This window comes from Sulfophobococcus zilligii (assembly GCF_055398255.1).
This window is the reverse complement of sequence record NZ_AP042406.1, coordinates 1351023-1370186: the sequence shown is the minus strand read 5'-3', so window position 1 is coordinate 1370186 and position 19164 is coordinate 1351023. Positions and strand designations below refer to the sequence as shown.

Here is a 19164-nt window from a genome sequence, read left to right as displayed (position 1 = left end):
ATCATTAATTCAGTGAATTGTAGTTATTGGTGAGTCCATGCAGCGAAAACAAGAGTTTCTAGAATGGCTTCGAAGTATAGAGAAGAAGTGGCAAGAGGTTTGGAGAGAGAAAAAGGTGTTTGAAGCTAATCCAAGAGAAGACACACCTAAATTCTTTATTACAGTACCCTACCCCTATGCAAACGGCCCTCTACACATCGGGCACGGTAGAACATATACTATTGGAGACATTATAGCCAGATATAAGAGGCTACGTGGATTCAATGTATTATACCCCATGGCTTTCCACATTACTGGAACCCCCATTATTGCTTACTCCGAGATGATTTCAAGAGGAGACCCTAAAACAGTAGACCTCTACAGGTCTTATATATCACTCTACGTGGAAGACAGAAAAGAAGTAGAAAAAATACTCGAATCATTTAAAGACCCATTAAATCTAGCAGAATTCTTTGCTAGTAGAATACAAAGCGACTTCGAAGAACTGGGATATAGTATAGATTGGAGGAGGAAGTTCCATACTGGCGAGCCACCATACAATAAATTCGTGACATGGCAGTACTATAAACTCCAAGAAAAAGGCCTTATAACACAGGGAGACCACATTGTCACATACTGTCTCCTCCACAAGCAACCAGAAGGCGAAGACGATATTCAAGACGCCGATGTAAACCCAGTAGAGATAATGGAGTATACAGCTGTAAAGTTTACAATGCCTAGTAGGGGGTGGACACTCCTCGCGGCTACTCTTAGACCAGAAACGCTGTTTGGAGTTACAAATGTCTGGGTTCACCCCGAAGGAGACTATGTTCTATTCGAGTGGAATAACGAGAAAATACTAGTTAGCGAAAAGGCCTTTATTAAACTACAACACCAGTATCCAGAAGAAGAATTCAGTGTTCTCGCCAGGGTTAAGGGTAGAGAAATCATTGGGGAAGAAGTAGTATCACCATTTGGAGACAAGGTGTTAGTACTCCCCGCGTGGTTTGTAGACGTTGAAAACGCTACTGGAGTAGTCTACTCAGAACCCAGTGATGCTCCATACGACTATGTAGCACTCATGGAAATCAAGAGTAGACCTGAACTACTAGGAGAGTATGGTTTAAACCCAGAACTCGTTGCTAGAATAGAACCAAGAAAAATAATCGATGTCCCCGGTGTTACAGGCCACCACGCTGAAATAGCTGTTAAAAACGCGGGTATAACTAGTCAAAGCGATCCAAGATTAGAAGATGTGACAAGAGAGGTTTACAAAGAACAATTCTACAATGGAGTATTAATCATCGACCACCCTGAATTCAAGGGTTTAAGTGTTAGAGAGGCTAGGGAAAAGGTTAGAGAATACCTCTATAGAGAGGGCAAGGCAATACCATTCTATGAGTTAAACAGGAAGGCTAAGTGTAGAGGAGGCGGCGAAATCATCGTTGCCAAGATTAAGGGCCAGTGGTTTATAAACTATAATCTAGAATGGCTCAAAGAGAAGACTAGGAAAATGCTTGAAAACGATGAAATAAAGATTATACCGTCGAAGTATAAAAAGGCCTTTCTAGACACCATCGACTGGCTCGACAAGAGGCCCTGTGCTAGAAAGAGAGGTATTGGTACAAGGCTTCCATGGGATCCAGAGTGGATTATTGAAAGCCTGAGCGACTCTACAATATACATGGCATTCTACACTATTGCACACTTAATTAGAGAACACAGTATTCCACCAGAATCACTAATACCCGATGTATTCGACTATGTATTTCTAGGCAAAGAGTCACCCGAAGAAGTATCCAAGAAGAGCGGTATACCCGTAGAACTCCTAAAAGAAATGAGAAAAGAGTTTACATATTGGTATCCAGTAGACCATAGACACACTGGTGTACCACACATATCCAACCACTTATCATTCTACATACTCCACCACATCGCTATATTTGGAGAGAAATACGCGCCGAAAACAATCTCACTAAATGAAACCGTTATTAGAGAAGGAGCAAAAATGTCTAAGAGTAAAGGCAATGTAATTCCACTAAGACACATTGTAACACTGTACTCAGCCGACTTGTTTAGACTATACATATCCTGGGCTGCAAGCCTAGACAGCGTACTTGATTGGAGAGAAGCAGAAGTAGATAAAGTCGTTAGTAGCCTCGTGAAATTCGTAAATATAGCTAAATCAGCTTCTACCACCGAGTGTAGGCTCGGAGAAAACGTTTACACAGACTGGTTTATCAATAAATTCTATGGATTAATAGCTAAGGCAACAAACCACATGGAGAAACTAGAAATCAGAGAATACGTGCAAACAGTCTTCTTCGACGCATTATCACTAATAGATAAATACCGCGACATGATGGGAGACGAATACGTATGTGGAGTGAGGAAAATACTGAAAGACTGGATAACAGTGTTAAACCCTGTAATTCCACATATAACAGAAGAAATAAACACGTGGCTCGGATATACAGATCTACTATCCACTTCTAAATGGCCAACACCTCCAACAATAGACGAAGAAATAATTATACTAGTAGACTCGGTTGAATCAACAATAGAGGATATTAAAGAACTAGCAGGCCTAATTAGAAAAGAATCCTTCAAAGTATACGTAATTATTGCTCCAGAATGGAAGAGAGAAATAGCTAAAATGGCAATTGAAAACACATCATTAAAAACCATTATTGAACATATGCGTTCAACCTACGGTCTGAGAGGGAGAGAGGCCGAGATTGCTGAAGCATACAATACATACAAGAGGGTGGATCGCGAGGTATTACTGAGAATTGCAAAGACTACAAGTAGACGCGAACGCGAAGTATACACTGCGCTATCAAACTACATTAAGAGTAAAATACCCGGTATTCAAGAAGTAATTGTTCTATGGGAAGATGAAGCGAGAAACAAGGGTATTCCAAAAGCTGAGAGAGCACTGCCTTTAAAGCCAGCACTCTACATTGAATAAGGTGGTTGAATTGATCGAATTAGTATATGTATTTATAGCGTACTTCACCCAGTTACTAGCTATTATGAACCCCTTTTCAGTAATACCTACTTTTATAGCTCTCACAGAGGGGTTAAAAGATAGAGAAATAGAGTCAATAGTTAAAAAAGCTACTTTTGCAGGATTATTTATTGTAGTATTATTTGCCACTCTCGGCCGGTATATACTAGAAGCTTTTAATATCTCAATAGCCGGTCTAAGAGTAGGTGGTGGAATAATTCTATTGACAATAGCTCTAGATATGTTGGGTGAAGAAGTTAGAACTAAAAAAGTACATCCAGGAGACATTGCCGTTGTACCAATAGCTACTCCTCTAATAATAGGTCCTGGTACAATGACTACAATACTACTACTCGTTTCATCTAAACCAGGCGATATAGTAAATCAAGCTCTTGTGTTAATAGCTGCTATTGTAGCTTGTCTAATCTCCTTCTGGATATTGAGACTCAGCAGGGTATTAGTTAGAATATTGAAAATGTCAACTGTGAGAGCACTGGGTAGATTTATGGCATTGATTATTGCTGGAGTAGCCGTTGAAATGATTGTTTATGGTATAAGAACATACTATATTGAACTATTTCTACCATTAACGAGTAAATAGCTATTATAGAACTATAATAAACTCGAATAGAAATTGTTTTTATAGTGATGAAGAACCTAGGGAAAGACCCTTTAAACGGGTGTGATGACGCCCCGCATATCTGATTACATACAAGAGTTAAAAACCACCCCTCTCATTACTAATCTCGGTGAATACAAATGGCCAAATACAGAGTTAAAATAGAACCAAGAGAAAACTGCATAAGCGACATGGTCTGTGTATCAATATGTCCAGACGTCTTTGAAATGAACCCAGACGACAACAAAAGCCAAATAACCCCCAAGTACCGTGAGGGCGGAAACATAGCTGTTGGAATAGTAGGAGAAGACCTACTATCCTGTGTACAAGACGCCGCCAATGCCTGCCCCGTCCAAATAATCCACGTAGAGAAAGTAGAGTAGACTCACTAGTTTTTTATATTTTTCTCGTCTCCTATTTTTACATGGTGTATCCATTTGGATATAAGTGAACTAAGAAATATCTCTCTTAAAATCCTCTCTGAAAGCATTAAGTATAAAACCGTTCTGGGAGAGCAGTACGAGGAAATAATTGATTACTATAGAGACGTATTATCACAGTATGGAGTTCACGTAACAATACATAGAGTGCCAAATGAATACGTTGAAAAACACTTGCCAAAAGAATACAATCCAAGTAAACCGAGATATATATTGATCGCGAGAGTTGGATATGGAGACAAAGTACTACAGTTTAATGGACACTACGATGTTGTACCACCGGGTAGTGGCTGGTCTAGCGACCCCTTCACTCCCAGGATCATTGATAATAAACTATATGGTAGAGGAGCTACAGATATGAAGGGAGGTATAGCGGCGTTTCTGAGCAGCTCTGATCTACTATGCAGAGAGAGAACCAGATATAATAGTTGAAGGAGTGCTTGTTCCAGACGAGGAAATCGGCGGTGTAACCGGGACGGGTTATTTAGTAAGAGAGCTTGGTAGTAGACCAAACTGGGTGGTTATAGCAGAACCATCAGGTCTTGGAAGAATATATAATGGTCACAGAGGGAATGTCTGGTTTTTAATTAATGTTCGTGGCAGACAAGCTCACGGATCAGCACCATGGCTTGGAGAAAACGCATTCGAGAAAATGATTGTATACGCCAAGAAATTCATCGATGAATACCGTGCAATACTTGAAAACAAGAAGAGTATTCTTAAATACGAAGATCCACGCGCTTCAAAACCAACAATTAATCCAGGCGGACTACTAGTTTCTCCGGGGGCAGTAAACATTGTTCCGGGTTTCTCGGGTTTCAGTATAGATAGGAGGTTGATTGTTGAAGAAAGAGTTGAAGATGTAATAGAAGAAATAAGACAGCTAGCTAGTAGGATTACTAGTGAAACAGGTATTCAAGCAGACTTAGAAATACTGGATTCGTCAAACCCTGCTTATACACCCGAAAACTCAAAAATAATTAGTGCAATTAGGAAAGCAACTGGTACCACTATAGGAATAGAACCAGAAGCCGTAATATGCACTGGTGGATTAGATTTAAAATACTACTCGGAGAAGGGAATAGAAGCAGTAGCCTATGGTCCAGGAGCTATTGGAGTAGCCCATCAAGCAAACGAGTTCATAGAGCTAGATGATTTATATAGAGCTATTGAAGTATACATTAAACTCGTAGAAATACTGCGAGAAGACGCTGTTTAGCCACCTCTATTCTACACATTTATTTTTATTAGAGTATAGGATTTATGGTATTATAGAGTGCTTTACACTAGCGTAGTATCTACTATCGGTGTATGAAATGACTATAAAGGTGCTTATAGCAACCGGTGGAGAAATAGCTATTAGAATAGCAAGAACGATTAAAGACAATGGATTAATCCCCATTGGAGTCTACACTCCTAGCGATAAAGAAGCCCTCCACAGGAGATTTATGGTTGACGACATTGAAATATCGAGTTATGAAGATATAAATGAAATAATATATGCTACCCAGGAACTAGGCGCTGACGCCGTTCATCCTGGTTATGGAATACTAGCAATGGAAAACGAATATGCTAGTTTAATGAAGAGGAAAAACATAGCATTTATTGCTCCTCCACCAAGCGTCTACACTATTACAAGAGATAAAATAGTAGCTAAAACCTATGCTGAAAAACTAGGTATACCCACACCTCCATGGAGAGAAGTTAAATCACCTAATGATGTATTAGAGTTCGCCCGTGAACATGGTTATCCATTGATTATAAAACCAAGTGCTGGAAAATGGGGTATTGGTGTTAGAATTATACGGAGTGAGAGCGAAGTCGAGTCAATAATTAAATCATCTCGTTCTATAGCTGAAAAGACATTTAGAGATCCAAGGCTCTACGTCGAGCCATTTATAGAAAACAGTAAACACATCGAGGTTCAAGTTCTCGGAGATAGAGAAAACATTATACACTTGTATGATAGAGAGTGTTTTATTGGAAGAAACTTCCGTAGATTAATTGTTGAAGCGCCGTCACCATCACTAGATCAAGAGACGAGAATGAAAATAATTGAAATGGCTTTAACAATTGCGAGGAGTATCAGACTGGAGAACCTAGCTACAATAGAGTTTATTTACAATCCAGAAACTAAACAAGTATTCTTTATAGAAGTAAACCCTGGATTGACACCAGAACACGCTGTTACAGAGTTTATTATTAGAAGAGACCTCGTTAAAAAACAATTAGAGGTATCACTATACGGTGCCCACGGAGTAAAACAAGAAGAGTTAATCCTCGACGGGCATGCAATAGGTGTAAACATATATGCTGAAAACCCATTAACCAATGAGAAAACAACTGGTATAATAACAAACTACATTGAACCCGGCGGGGCGGGTATAAGAGTAGATTCTGAACTCTCAAAGGGCATTCAAATAGAAAACCGTGATTTGATAACTAGAATAATAGCGTGGGGTACAGAGAGAAAAACAGCTATTTCAAGGTTAAATAGAGCTCTAACAGAACTGACTATTGAGGGCCTAGTAACAAACCACATATACTTGAAATACCTTATTGAACACCCAGTATTCCAGAGTGCTAACTACACAATTAGCAAGCTCGCAGAAGTAGACAACAGTATTGCTAAGAGAATAGTGGATACAATAACAACTCACAGTATTGTATTAGCAACACTAGTAGAATTTGATGATGAAGGAGTAAAGAACTATGTAAAGAAACCCAGTGTACTGACAAGTATTCTACACAGCGAGAAGGCAATGTCTATAAAGAGAAGTGCATGGTACTACTATGCTAGTATGAAAGCAGCACTAGAAAGACACTATTTATCTAGACGTAGACATAGTAGTGGTAGAGAAGGCAGGAAGTAGGAGACAAGTGGGATAAATAATATATCTCTTATTTACCATTATATAAACAAATTTATAAGCCCTCACGATTATCCAGTTTCTCGGAATAGGTGATTCAAACCTTGAGTAGTAAGGAAACCAGGTTTTGTATTTGGCTAGAAGAACTGAGAAAAGAAGATGTACCCCTAGTTGGAGGTAAAAACGCAAACCTCGGAGAAATGCTAGCAGCTGGAATACCAGTACCACCAGGATTTGCTGTAACAGCCTATGCATTCAAATACTTCCTCGAGAAAACCGGGCTTGGACCAAAAATATATGAAATGCTGAGAAAACTAGATGTAGATAACACCAAGGAACTAGAAGAAACTACAAAGAAGATTAGAGAAATGATTCTCAACGAGCCAATGCCGCCAGAAGTAGAAAACGAAATTAAAACTTACTATATAGAGCTAGCCAAGAGATTAAACATGGATCCACAAACACTAAGAGTAGCAGTTAGAAGCAGTGCAACAGCAGAAGACCTACCAGAAGCAAGCTTCGCTGGACAACAAGACACCTATCTAAACGTATATACACCCGAGAAAGTAGTAGAGCATGTAAAAAGGTGCTGGGCAAGTCTATTCACAGCTAGAGCAACATTTTATAGGGCTAAACAGGGGATTCCACACGAGAGAACACTAATGAGTGTAACAGTACAGAAAATGGTTAACAGCAAATCAGCTGGTGTAATGTTCACTCTACACCCAGTCACCGGAGATGAAAACGTTATTGTCATAGAGGGTAGTTGGGGACTAGGAGAATCAGTAGTTGGTGGAAAAGTTAATCCAGACCACTACGTTGTAGAGAGAGGTACTTATAGAATTATTGAGAAGGTTATAAACAAAAAGACATTTATGATAACCTTTGACCCAGCCTATGGAAAGAACCTACACTTGAAATGGGACGATGAAAAAGGTACTTGGGTAGCTGAAGAGGGAGTTGAGCCAACAGCTCCACTAGTCAAAATCGCTAGGCCAGATATTCCAGCAATGAGTGAAGAAGAGGTAAGGAGACTAGCCGAACTCGCAGAGTTGATCTATAAACACTATGGTAAACACATGGACATTGAGTGGGCAATAGACCTAGACATACCATTCCCACAAAACGTCTTTATTGTACAGGCAAGGCCAGAAACAGTATGGAGTGCTAAGAAGGCCAAAGAAGCCGCTAAACCAGAAGCTGTAAAAGTAACTGGTAAGAAGATTGTAAAGCTATCAGAGGCAAAAGTCCTCGTTAGAGGTCTACCAGCAAGTCCAGGTGTAGCTGCCGGTGTAGCAAGAGTAATATTTGACCCCAAGAGCCCAGAAGCCATGGAGTTCAAAGAGGGAGACATCTTAGTAACAAAAATGACTGATCCAGACTGGGTACCATTAATGAAGAAAGCAGCCGCGATTATAACAGATGAAGGTGGAATGACAAGCCACGCTGCAATTGTTAGTAGAGAGCTTGGTACTCCATGTATTGTTGGAACAGGCAATGCAACTAAAGTCATTCAGACCGGTATGGAGGTAACAGTAGACGCCAGCAGAGGAATAGTATACGAGGGCATCGTTGAAGACCTAGTTAAACCCAAAGCAGAGGCCGCTGCACCAGCAACTGGTGTAGTAGCTGCTGTTGGCATTAGCCCAGAACAACTACTACCACTATACCCAGTTACCTCGACAAAGATATACATGAACCTAGGCGAACCAGACGCCATTGAGAAATACAAAGACCTACCATTCGACGGTATTGGATTAATGAGAATAGAATTCATTATCACTGACTGGGTACAATACCACCCGATGTACCTAATTGAAACCGGTCAACAAGAACTATTCGTCAACAAACTAGCAGAGGGTATTGCAAAAGTAGCCCAGGCAATATATCCAAGACCAGTAGTAGTTAGATTCAGCGACTTCAAGACCAACGAGTATAGAGGACTAAAAGGCGGCGAGAAATACGAGCCAGACGAGCGCAACCCAATGATTGGATGGAGAGGTGTATCCAGATACATCCACCCAGGATACGCACCAGGATTTAGACTAGAAGTAAGAGCAATTAGAAAAGTAAGAGAAGAATATGGATTAACCAATGTATGGGTAATGCTACCATTCGTTAGAACACTCTGGGAGGTCAAAGAAGTACTTAGAATAATGGAGGAAGAGGGATTAAAGAGAAGCAAAGACTTCAAAGTATGGATTATGGCTGAAGTACCAAGCGTTGCACTACTCGCAGAGGAATTCGCAGAGCTCGTTGACGGATTTAGCATTGGAAGCAACGACCTAACCCAGCTAGTTCTAGGTGCAGACAGAGACAGCAATATCCTAGCAGAAATGGGATACTTCGACGAGAGAGACCCAGCAGTACTAAAAGCAATTAGAATGATAATTAGAGGAGCTCACAAGAAGGGTAAGACAGTCAGTATCTGTGGACAAGCACCAAGCGTATACCCAGAAATCGTAGAGTTCTTAGTAAGAGAAGGCATTGACAGCATAAGCGTCAACCCAGACGCTGTAATAGCAACAAGGAGGCTAGTAGCCTCTGTTGAAAGAAAGATCATGTTGGAGAGACTAGAGAAAATACTTGAAAAACTAGAAAACCTCTAGCCCCTCTCCAGAAATAAACCATTTATTTTTCTTTTCACAACTAATCTAATTCTTCACTTCTAATCCCGACAAAGAATAAACTCTCATGTTTCCTTTTCCATTGAAGTAGATTATAGCAGTTGTCTCTCTGATTATGGAAAATATATAATTATAAAGCCTGTATATACATATACATACAGGGTGTTATTTTCATGCCGAGAAAAATAGTTATTATAGGTGCAAGTGGAAGAGACTACCACAACTTCAACCTGGTTTTTCGAAACAACCCAGAATACAGAGTAGTAGCATTTCTACAGACACAAATACCTGGAACAGCTGGTAGAAGATACCCGCCATCTCTAGCCGGCCCTCTATATCCTGATGGAATACCCATTATTGGAATAGATATGCTTGAAGAAGTAGCTAGAAAATACGGCGTAGAAGAGGCTGTATTATCCTACAGCGACCTAACATATGAAGAACTCGGCCACGTAATATCTAGAGTAATGGCGGCTGGAATGACATTTAAACTCCTCGGCCCAGCAGAGACAACTCTAGAATCATCTAAACCAGTGATTGCTGTACTAGGTGTGAAAACAGGTGCTGGTAAAAGCACTGTTTCACGCGAAGTAGCAATTGAATTAAAGAATAGAGGCTACCGTGTAGGCATCGTGAGACATCCCATGCCATATGGAGACCTGGAAAAAGCAGCTGTTGAAGTATTCCACTCCATGGAAGACCTAGATAAATACGAGTGTACTATAGAAGAACGCGAAGAATACGAGCAATACTTGAAAATGGGGTTCTACGTGTATGCAGGAGTAGACTATGGCAGACTACTCCAAATACTAGAAAAAGAAAACAACGTGATACTATGGGATGGTGGAAACAACGACTGGTCTTTCTATAGACCAGACTTCTCCATAGTAGTAGCCGACGCCATGAGACCAGGCATAGAGATCAACGCATACCCGGGCGAAATAAACCTCAGAATGGCTGACGCAGTAATAATTAATAAAGCAGACCAAGCCAAACCAGAAGCAATAGAAATAATCAAAAAGAACATCAGAGAGAGAAATCCAAAAGCCCACATCACAGTAGCCGCAAGCGAGGTAGAAGTAGATAGACCAGAAATCATTTCCGGCAAGCGCGTACTAGTAATAGAAGACTCTCCAACAGTAACACATGGTGGTCTTCCATATGCAGCAGGTTATGTTGCAGCAAAGAAGTATGGTGCAGAAATAATTGATCCAAGACCATTTGCCACCGAGTTCTTCAAGAAGATCTATGCAGAATACCCACACATGGGCCCAGTACTACCAAGTACAGGTTATACACCAGAACAACTAAGAGAACTGGAAGAAACAATAAAGAGAGCTCCAGTAGACGCTGTCCTGCTTGGAACACCATCAGATATCACTAGGTTAATTAAAATAGATAAACCAGTAGCGAGAGTTACATATAGATTAAAAGTACTAGAAGGCCCAACAATAAGAGAATACATTGATATGTTCCTCGAGAAATCAAAATACAAACTCTTCTAATCTTTTTCCCATTAAACCTCTAAAACAAGACCTAATTAACTCTAAATATAAGAGATTAATTTGTTATTTACAATCTAGGGTATAGATCAAAATGTATGGATTTAAAATAGCTGGTGAATCAACATATATTCCAGACTTCTCCGCGATTATTGAAGGAGCTGTGAGTAGATTTATTGAAAGCGAGGGTTTAACAGGTAGAATTATTGTACACAGAGCAATAATACAACTACTAGAGCTATTTGCACTACGCGGTAGAGGAATAGCTTACGCTGGACTCAAAGAATTAAAGAAGCTTGGTGAACTACATGAAAAAGGAGTTATTACACTTGAATACTCTGGCGAGAGACTTAGAATTAGAGGAGATGAACCAGAAGAAGTCATGATCAACGAAGTAGATAGTAGTATTAGAGAACTCGCAATGAGTGTTGGAGGCGTGGTATTAACCGGCGACCCGGTGATCTACGATATATGCAGATCTCTGGGAATACAGACCATATACGTTGGCAAGAAAAAAGAAGGCAAACTACTATTTGAAGAGTTCTTCGACTCTGAAACAATGAGTCTACACTTAAAAGAGGGTTCCTATCCAGTAGCAAAAAAGGGTAGACCGGGTAACTGGCGCTATGTAAAACTATCTGAGGAGAGATTAACAAGAGAATATGTTGAGAGAGTAGCAAGTGAAATTATTGAAGAAGCAAAGAGGAGAACAGATGCTTTTATAGAAATAGATAGAATGGGATCTACAATTGTTCAATTAGGACAATATAGAATAGTTATTGTAAGACCGCCTCTAAGTGACGGATGGGAAATTACAATTGTCAAACCAGTTAAAAGACTACGCCTAGAAGACTACAATCTACCACCAGAACTCATCAAGAGACTACATGAAAGAGCAGAGGGCATACTCATAGCCGGAGCACCCGGCATGGGTAAAACAACATTTGCACAAGCACTTGCCGAGTACTATATGAAAATGGGTAAAATAGTAAAGACTATAGAGTCTCCGAGAGACATGATCCTCCCAGACGAGATAACACAATATAGTAAACACTATTCTTCAATAGGAGAACTCCACGACATACTATTACTGTCGAGACCAGACTACACAGTATTCGATGAAATGAGAACCGATGAAGACTTCAAATTATACTCTGATCTAAGGCTGGCTGGAATAGGAATGATAGGCGTAGTTCACGCTACATCCCCTATAGACGCTATTCAAAGATTTATTGGAAGAGTAGAACTTGGAATGATACCATCAATAGTCGATACAGTAATATTCATTAAAAACGGCAATGTAGAAAAAGTATACGAGTTAAAAATGACTGTGAAACTACCAACCGGTCTACGCGAAGCAGAATTGTCAAGACCAGTAATTGAAGTAAGAGATTTCTTGACAGGTGAACTCGAATATGAGATATATACATTTGGCGAGCAGACAGTAGTAGTGCCGGTTAAAAAACTACGAGAAAAAGGAGGTAAATGGTATGAACTAGTAGAGAGAATTAAATCAATAATGCCCGATGTAAACGTTAAAACCAATGAAGACGGTGTCGTTGTAGAATTAAATAAAGAGCAATTAAAGAAATATAGACGTAAATTATCGAGAGTTAAAAAACTCTGTGAAAAAGAAGGTGCACAGTTTAGAATAGTGTTTAAGGAGGAGTAATATCTCTACTGGTAAACTCAGTTAGTTTTCTTACACCTTTAACTAATGAGACAAGTCCTTCTAGTTTCAAACCCGTATTTAGCAACTCTATATTTAATTTATACTTTCCACTCTCTGTTTTTACGAGTTTATCTATGGGTATAAAAATCCATTCACCACTACCGATAATTTTAACAGCTATATAGGCTTCACCACCAGCTCTCTTTGAAAACTCGACTAGTTTCTCGTATTGATCGCCATCAATATATATACTTCTAGGTTCTCTCACAGTTTTTACTTCTACAGCGATAACTCTACCCTTGTATATCGCTACAATATCTGGATATAGCACTCTCTTAGCTTTACTACCACTAGCTGGAGCTCTCATAACAGCAAATCCATGGGACCAGAACTTCAATACCAAGTCTCTCTCGTGTGCAAAACCACGTCTTCTATTAGACACAGATGTATACCCTTTCTACTTCCTATCTATAAGTATTTATTTCACAATAACCTATAATCCTTGTCAAGAAGGTGTTAAAAAAATGAGTGGTAAACAGACACTTTTAACAATATTGGTTTTCATATTTGTAACTATTACTGTAATCTATCCATCAATACAAATACTCAACATACAGGCTAGCGATGCATCAATTATTCCAGCATATAAAGACTTTGCAGTCACTCTACCAACTAGAAACATTGGCCCCGGAGCTCCCTTGGTACTGTATCCAGGTGGGTGTGGAGTAGTTGAACTAGTAGAAAACACTAATGTAATCAATGCATCTATCTATAAATATGAGAGTAGACAAGCAGGAATTGAAACTCACCCACTACAAATCAGGAAACTAGGAGACTCCACTATAGAAATATGTACTACGACCAATACTAAACCAGGTTTATACGACCTCGTACTAGAAACAGGTGGTAGCGGCAAACTCGTTGTGCCGAGATCTATATGGGTTCTAGGAGAACTACCTGAAACTATTAGAATACTTGCTATGTCAGACCTGCACTTTGGTACTGGGCCACGCTCGGTCTATGAGGGAGACGTCAATAGAGTATCAGCATTCATGCTAGCCAATGCATTAAAACCAGATTTAATTCTATGGAGTGGAGATATACAAGAAATAGACGATGAAACAACAGCTAGAATAGCCCAGGTATATAGATATCTATTCCTGTATAACTATCCCGTTTTAAGTGTACCAGGAAACCATGACTACCCAGCTAAAAGCTACACTAGGTACATTGGACCTACTAGGTGGGTTAGAGTAATAGGTGATAAACTACTAGTTATTGGAGTCTACACTGTTCCATACCGCTCGGAATCAGAAGTTATAACATGGGATGAAATAGTATTCCTTGAAGAAGCATTATCCAACTACTCGCATATACCATACAAGATAATAGTAACACACTACCCAATGTTCTATTATCAAGGAGAACTAGCAACGAGATATGATGATGAAGAAGTTTTAAAACCATATACACAAGAAACCCCTGATACACCTGTAAGTGGTTATTGGAGCGGTAATATGACTGCTTTTAGATACGTGTTAAAACTCGTAGAAGACTACAATGTCACAATTGTTTTATCTGGCCACATTCACAGAGATCAATTCGTTAAATACACTAGTACCAGAACAAATACAACAACGTACTTTATCACTATAACAACAACTGCTCACGGTACAGCAATGTATCAAGGAATACTAGTATTCGAGTTAAACACAAAAACCGGCGAGTTATCATTCCCAGTAAAACCATCTACTTTTATAGGCTTCAAGAACAATACAGGAAAAATAGCATATAACACAATACCTGTTTCTCTATACCAGAGTAAATTGATAAAAACAAACACAACATACTACCTCACCATATCCAATAGAGCTGAATGGCTACCATCAGAGTTTACAACGACACTTGCACTTCCAGGTACTATAAACCTAGGTAGCTTCATCGAGAAGAAAACACATGGTAATTCATCTATAGATGTAAATAGTGTATACTATGATGGAAAATGGAGTTACACCGAGATTTCAGTATATGTAGCAGTCAATAGTAGAATAGAACTATTAATAAGCTTATTCAAAGACGAGAAACCACCAGAAGTAAAACTATCCTATAAGGGCACTCCATATCTAAACAAAACCTTTACATTATATGTAGATATCAGCGACGATGTAAGCGGAATAGATCCACTCAACGTGAAGTTTACATATAATGGTTCAGCCATCGATGCATCTGTTTTCACTCCAGCAACTATAACTAGTGATTTGAATAGAGTGATTTACACATTGAAATTAACAATGAAAGCAAGCGAGAAAACGACAACGCTATTAACTATTGAAGCCGTCGATAACACGGGTAAATCAATTACAAAGAAATACCTAGTAGTATTCTACCCCAGTGGTGCATCACCGAGTGAAGAACCCGTAATAGAGCTAGTAGAGACACCTTCAACTACTACAATTACTACAATACTAGAAACCACTACGACAACAACAAGTCCAACTACAACTACAACATATACTCCAACAACTACGACTATAACAACCCCCCAAAACACTACTACACCAGCCAGTACAACTACTACGAGCGAGCAGTCAACGACAACAACTCCGATGACAACAGAACAAAAAGGAGAATTTAACACCCTCATAATGGCTATTGCAGTAATTCTAGTAGTTATAGCAGTGGGACTATACGCTTTTATAAAACATAGATAAATCAGAGTTATTATAGTATAAATCACAATCTTTTTAAGTTCTAGTTCGTTATTATTTTTATTGTAAGGGGTGTCCCTGAGTGAAGTCTAAACTATATATAATACTAGTACTAGCCCTATTCGTAATACCCATATTCTCAGCTATAATACACCCTGTAAAAGCAGAGTCAACTACTATTACAATAGCTGTTGACCTAGCCCACGGCGAGAGAGACAAGTACCTGGACTACATTATAGGTAATATTACACAGGTATCGATTGATGGAAAGACGTATACTATCAACTGGATTAAAATACAAAGTGGAGAAACAATAACAAGCCAGCTCCTCTCAAACGTTGACATATTATTGATCGGCCAACCCACTACATCCTTTACACCAGAGGAAATGGAGGCTATTCTCAACTGGTTGAAGACTGGTAACAAGGCGTTATATGTAGCTGGTGACAGCGATTATGGTGGTGGACCAGCAAGTATTGATGCAGTAAACACACTCCTCGAGTACATAGGTGCAAAACTCAGATTAGAACACGGTGCAGTATATAGTGATCGAAACAAAACATATACGTACAAGGGTGTAGAATACCCAACTGTTGCCGCTGCATACTATAGAATGCTAGCCTTTGTAGAACCGGACAATATACCAGAATTATACACTAGTATATTAGATGAAGGTATAACAAAGCCTATATTAATGCATGGCCCCACAGTGGTAATCTGGATAGATGAAACCGGCAAGTATCGTGATCCAGTAAGAGAGACCTTCCCTGGTTTAATAAGGATAGCATGGTATCATAAATCCTACATAGCCGACAATACTCCACCAAGTCCATATCTCTATGATCCACTCGATTATGGACAGGGAACAGGCGACTGGGACTTCATAGCATATGCTGCAGAATACTGGAAAGACTATAATGTAGTAATAACCGTTGCCGGTGAATCACTATACGGCGACTATGAGCCAGCCTGGGCATCAACATACTACGGAGTAGAACTAGACGGACCAAAATTCGTAACAAACCTAGTAAAATGGTGGATAAAAATAATCACTACACCGCCAGCACCGCCTCCACTGCCTAGAACTCTAGTGTTGAGCTTTAGTGATCCAGAAGGAGATGACAACGGTACTGGTGAACTCAAATATCCAACTAATGCTGTATTCCAACCCGGCGTATTCGACCTACTTAAATTCGAAGTATACACTGACGAAGTCAACGTTTACTTCAAGGCTTACTTCAAGAACCTCGGCGACAACCCACGGGGTGGACCCAACGGGTTCTGTCTACAACACCTACAAGTCTACGTATATACTACAATGCGAGCAACACCCAATACAACAGCTCCAGGCTTAAACGTTGAAATCTATCCAGGATGGCACTACTTGATAGTTGGTGTTCCCGGCTGGGGAGACACACCATGGCCAGATGGAGAGGTATCAGCAATATATAATGCAATGGGTGAACTACTAGCTAAAGAAGGTGATTTATTCGACGTATATGCTATTCCAGAAGAAAACGCTATTGAAGTAAAGATATCCAAGTCTCTACTACTAGATGTCGAGAATATTGAAAACTGGGCATTTGTAGTAGCAGTTGCAAGCTATGATGGCTATGGAAGCTACAAAGTCAGAGGTGTCGTGCCAGGCGACCCACAAGAATGGAGTTTTGGCGGTGCAGACCCACTCGCAGCAATGGCCGGTGTACACCCAACAATTGTAGATCTATTAGCACCAACAAAACAAGACCAATACAATATGTTGAAGAGCTATGATGCAACAACAAAGAAGCTAGCTACTGTATACGCACTATCCAAGACTGGATTAATAACATCTCCACCAACAACTACACCTATTACAACTCCAACAATTACACAAGTACAGACAGTAGTAGAGACAACCACAGAAACCAAGACTGAAACAGTGACACAGCCAGATATGACAACAACTGGTATTGTCGGCGTAATAGCAATTATAATTGGATTCATTATAGGCTATATTATAAAGAAGAAATAGTTTTTCTCATCTTTCAATATTTTTTTCATCGTCTTTCTCTTCTATTTCTAAAAATTATTAATGCATTTTGTATATTTCTCTCTACGGGTGTTGAAAACATGGCGAGAAAAATCATTGTATTATTAATACTAGCCTTCTTAATTATATCCAACACTATAGTGCTCGCTGAATACCCCTGGAGCACACCAAGTAGTGAGAAGTATCCGTGGCTGGATTATCTTGCCAGTCTTACTAGTGAGAGAAATGTCGAGTTAGTCATATTAACGAGGCATGAAGCATCAATTCAGAGCTTGACTAGAACAATGTTTCTCCAGAGCGAAGTAGCCAAAAAGCTGGGCATAACTAACATTAGATTTCTATATGTAGCAGCAGAGTCATGGCCCGACTACCTCGAAAAAGCAAAACAAAGAGGAACTTCAATAGATGTAGCGTGGGGTGGTGGTCCAACACTATTTAACTACATCGACGATCTCGGCTATTTAATGCCCATTAACCCAGCCAGGAATCCAGAACACTACGCAATAATGTACGAGCTAAGTAAAATACCCGAACAGATAGCTGGTAGTGAAACATACAAGAAAGACTCCGAGGGCAATATCAGGTGGATTGGAGCGAGTATAAGTAGTTTTGGATTCACGGTTAACCACGACGTATTAAACAGATATGGAGTTCCAAAACCAGTGAAATGGGAGGATTTGTCAAGCCCTGAATACGCTAGATACCTACCTGGAACTCCACTCATAGCAACAGCTGATCCAACTATGAGTACTTCAAATGCCAGAATATTCGAAATAATTCTACAAGCAAAGGGCTGGGAAGAGGGTTGGAGAATACTTACACTTCTAGCCGCTAATGCAATAATATACTCTGGTAGTGGTGATGCACGTGATGCTGCAATACGTGGAGATGTAGCTATTGCAACTACAATAGACTTCTATGGATATATGGCAATGAACGTCAACCCCAACTGTGAATACATTGCTCCCGAAGGAGAGACAATAGTCAATGCAGACCCAATAGCTATTCTAACAACTACAAAGCACCCAGTTCATGCGGCTGCATTTGTAGCATGGGTTTTAAGCGAGTTTGGAGGACAACAAATATGGCTAGACAAAGGAATCAATAGAATTCCAATAAACCCATATACATTTAATACACCAGAAGGACAAAAAAGGCCAGATTTGAAACAAGCATTTAATAAAATCCTTGAAACACGTGGTATATTGTTTAATGAGACATTGTCTGCTCTATGGATTGACGCTGTAATCAACTACTTTAAAGCAACACTCGTAGACGTCCATGATGATTTACAATACACTTGGGCTGAAATAGCAAAAGCCTACCTTGATGGAAAGATTACCCGTGAACAATTTGAATATTTAACTAGAGAGCTAGCTAAACCATTAACCTTCACTGATCCACTAACAGGAAACCGGGTTTCATTCACTCTCGAATACGCTGTGACTATTGGAAAATACATGTCGAATAAATCAATAGCAGACCCCTTAAAGAACTCGTGGATAAATGGTGCAAGAGAACGCTATCAATACGTACGACAATTACTACAACAAATGCTTACTGCAACTACGTCAACACCACAAGAAACCACTACTCAAACCACCGAGGCACCTAGTGGATTTTCACCACTACTCATAGGATTGGTAGTATTAGTGGTTATTGTAATTGGAGTATTATTTGTTTTTACAAGGAGGAAATAAATAAT

The 19164-nt window shown here is 39.6% G+C and carries 13 protein-coding genes; 12 read left to right on the top strand and 1 reads right to left on the bottom strand.

Going from position 1 to position 19164, the window contains the following annotated elements; all coding sequences use genetic code 11:
• Nucleotides 1-37: 37 nt before the first annotated feature.
• From leuS to ACZ5YP_RS07645, 9 genes are all read left to right on the top strand, one after another.
• Nucleotides 38-2950 (top strand): leucine--tRNA ligase, encoded by a 2913-nt coding sequence (leuS, locus tag ACZ5YP_RS07685; protein WP_464835158.1) that lies wholly within the window; start codon nucleotides 38-40, stop codon nucleotides 2948-2950.
• Between the two features lie 10 nt (nucleotides 2951-2960).
• Nucleotides 2961-3590 (top strand): MarC family protein, encoded by a 630-nt coding sequence (locus ACZ5YP_RS07680; RefSeq protein ID WP_464835157.1) that lies wholly within the window; start codon nucleotides 2961-2963, stop codon nucleotides 3588-3590.
• A gap of 158 nt (nucleotides 3591-3748) precedes the next feature.
• Nucleotides 3749-3991, top strand: a complete 243-nt coding sequence (locus ACZ5YP_RS07675) for a ferredoxin (RefSeq protein WP_464835156.1) — start codon at nucleotides 3749-3751, stop codon at nucleotides 3989-3991.
• Between the two features lie 54 nt (nucleotides 3992-4045).
• Complete coding sequence (locus tag ACZ5YP_RS07670) at nucleotides 4046-4480, top strand: M20/M25/M40 family metallo-hydrolase (protein ID WP_464835155.1); 435 nt, start codon at nucleotides 4046-4048, stop codon at nucleotides 4478-4480.
• A gap of 4 nt (nucleotides 4481-4484) precedes the next feature.
• On the top strand, nucleotides 4485-5267 hold the full coding sequence (locus tag ACZ5YP_RS07665; RefSeq protein WP_464835154.1) for a M20/M25/M40 family metallo-hydrolase: 783 nt from the start codon (nucleotides 4485-4487) through the stop codon (nucleotides 5265-5267).
• Nucleotides 5268-5364: 97 nt separating this feature from the next.
• The gene (locus ACZ5YP_RS07660) at nucleotides 5365-6921 is read left to right on the top strand and encodes an ATP-binding protein (protein ID WP_464835152.1); all 1557 of its coding nucleotides are present in this window, start codon (nucleotides 5365-5367) and stop codon (nucleotides 6919-6921) included.
• A gap of 101 nt (nucleotides 6922-7022) precedes the next feature.
• Complete coding sequence (gene ppsA / locus ACZ5YP_RS07655; RefSeq protein ID WP_464835151.1) at nucleotides 7023-9527, top strand: phosphoenolpyruvate synthase; 2505 nt, start codon at nucleotides 7023-7025, stop codon at nucleotides 9525-9527.
• Between the two features lie 191 nt (nucleotides 9528-9718).
• A complete protein-coding gene (locus ACZ5YP_RS07650; protein ID WP_464835150.1) occupies nucleotides 9719-11050 on the top strand; it encodes a cyclic 2,3-diphosphoglycerate synthase in 1332 nt (443 codons plus the stop codon).
• 91 nt (nucleotides 11051-11141) lie between these two features.
• Nucleotides 11142-12719 (top strand): PINc/VapC family ATPase, encoded by a 1578-nt coding sequence (locus ACZ5YP_RS07645; RefSeq protein ID WP_464835149.1) that lies wholly within the window; start codon nucleotides 11142-11144, stop codon nucleotides 12717-12719.
• Here ACZ5YP_RS07645 and hjc read toward each other — a convergent pair.
• Entirely contained in the window at nucleotides 12706-13161 is a 456-nt protein-coding gene (gene hjc, locus ACZ5YP_RS07640) for a Holliday junction resolvase Hjc (protein WP_464835148.1), read from the bottom strand. The two genes, ACZ5YP_RS07645 and hjc, sit on opposite strands and share 14 nt — an antisense overlap.
• Nucleotides 13162-13243: 82 nt before the next feature.
• Between hjc and ACZ5YP_RS07635 the strand changes: the two genes are divergently transcribed.
• The 3 genes from ACZ5YP_RS07635 (at nucleotide 13244) to ACZ5YP_RS07625 (ending at nucleotide 19159) form a co-directional block, all read left to right on the top strand.
• Entirely contained in the window at nucleotides 13244-15430 is a 2187-nt protein-coding gene (locus ACZ5YP_RS07635; RefSeq protein ID WP_464835147.1) for a metallophosphoesterase family protein, read from the top strand.
• A gap of 79 nt (nucleotides 15431-15509) precedes the next feature.
• On the top strand, nucleotides 15510-17441 hold the full coding sequence (locus tag ACZ5YP_RS07630; RefSeq protein ID WP_464835146.1) for a glucodextranase DOMON-like domain-containing protein: 1932 nt from the start codon (nucleotides 15510-15512) through the stop codon (nucleotides 17439-17441).
• Nucleotides 17442-17539: 98 nt separating this feature from the next.
• On the top strand, nucleotides 17540-19159 hold the full coding sequence (locus tag ACZ5YP_RS07625; RefSeq protein ID WP_464835145.1) for an ABC transporter substrate-binding protein: 1620 nt from the start codon (nucleotides 17540-17542) through the stop codon (nucleotides 19157-19159).
• The last annotated feature ends 5 nt before the right edge of the window (nucleotides 19160-19164 follow it).

Bases quoted from the DNA above. Each gene is read 5' to 3' on its own strand.
- leuS (WP_464835158.1), top strand. From the start codon at position 38: ATGCAGCGAAAACAAGAGTTTCTAGAATGGCTTCGAAGTATAGAGAAG.
- ACZ5YP_RS07675 (WP_464835156.1), top strand. From the start codon at position 3,749: ATGGCCAAATACAGAGTTAAAATAGAACCAAGAGAAAACTGCATAAGC.
- ACZ5YP_RS07660 (WP_464835152.1), top strand. From the start codon at position 5,365: ATGACTATAAAGGTGCTTATAGCAACCGGTGGAGAAATAGCTATTAGA.
- ACZ5YP_RS07650 (WP_464835150.1), top strand. From the start codon at position 9,719: ATGCCGAGAAAAATAGTTATTATAGGTGCAAGTGGAAGAGACTACCAC.
- ACZ5YP_RS07645 (WP_464835149.1), top strand. From the start codon at position 11,142: ATGTATGGATTTAAAATAGCTGGTGAATCAACATATATTCCAGACTTC.
- ACZ5YP_RS07635 (WP_464835147.1), top strand. From the start codon at position 13,244: ATGAGTGGTAAACAGACACTTTTAACAATATTGGTTTTCATATTTGTA.
- ACZ5YP_RS07625 (WP_464835145.1), top strand. From the start codon at position 17,540: ATGGCGAGAAAAATCATTGTATTATTAATACTAGCCTTCTTAATTATA.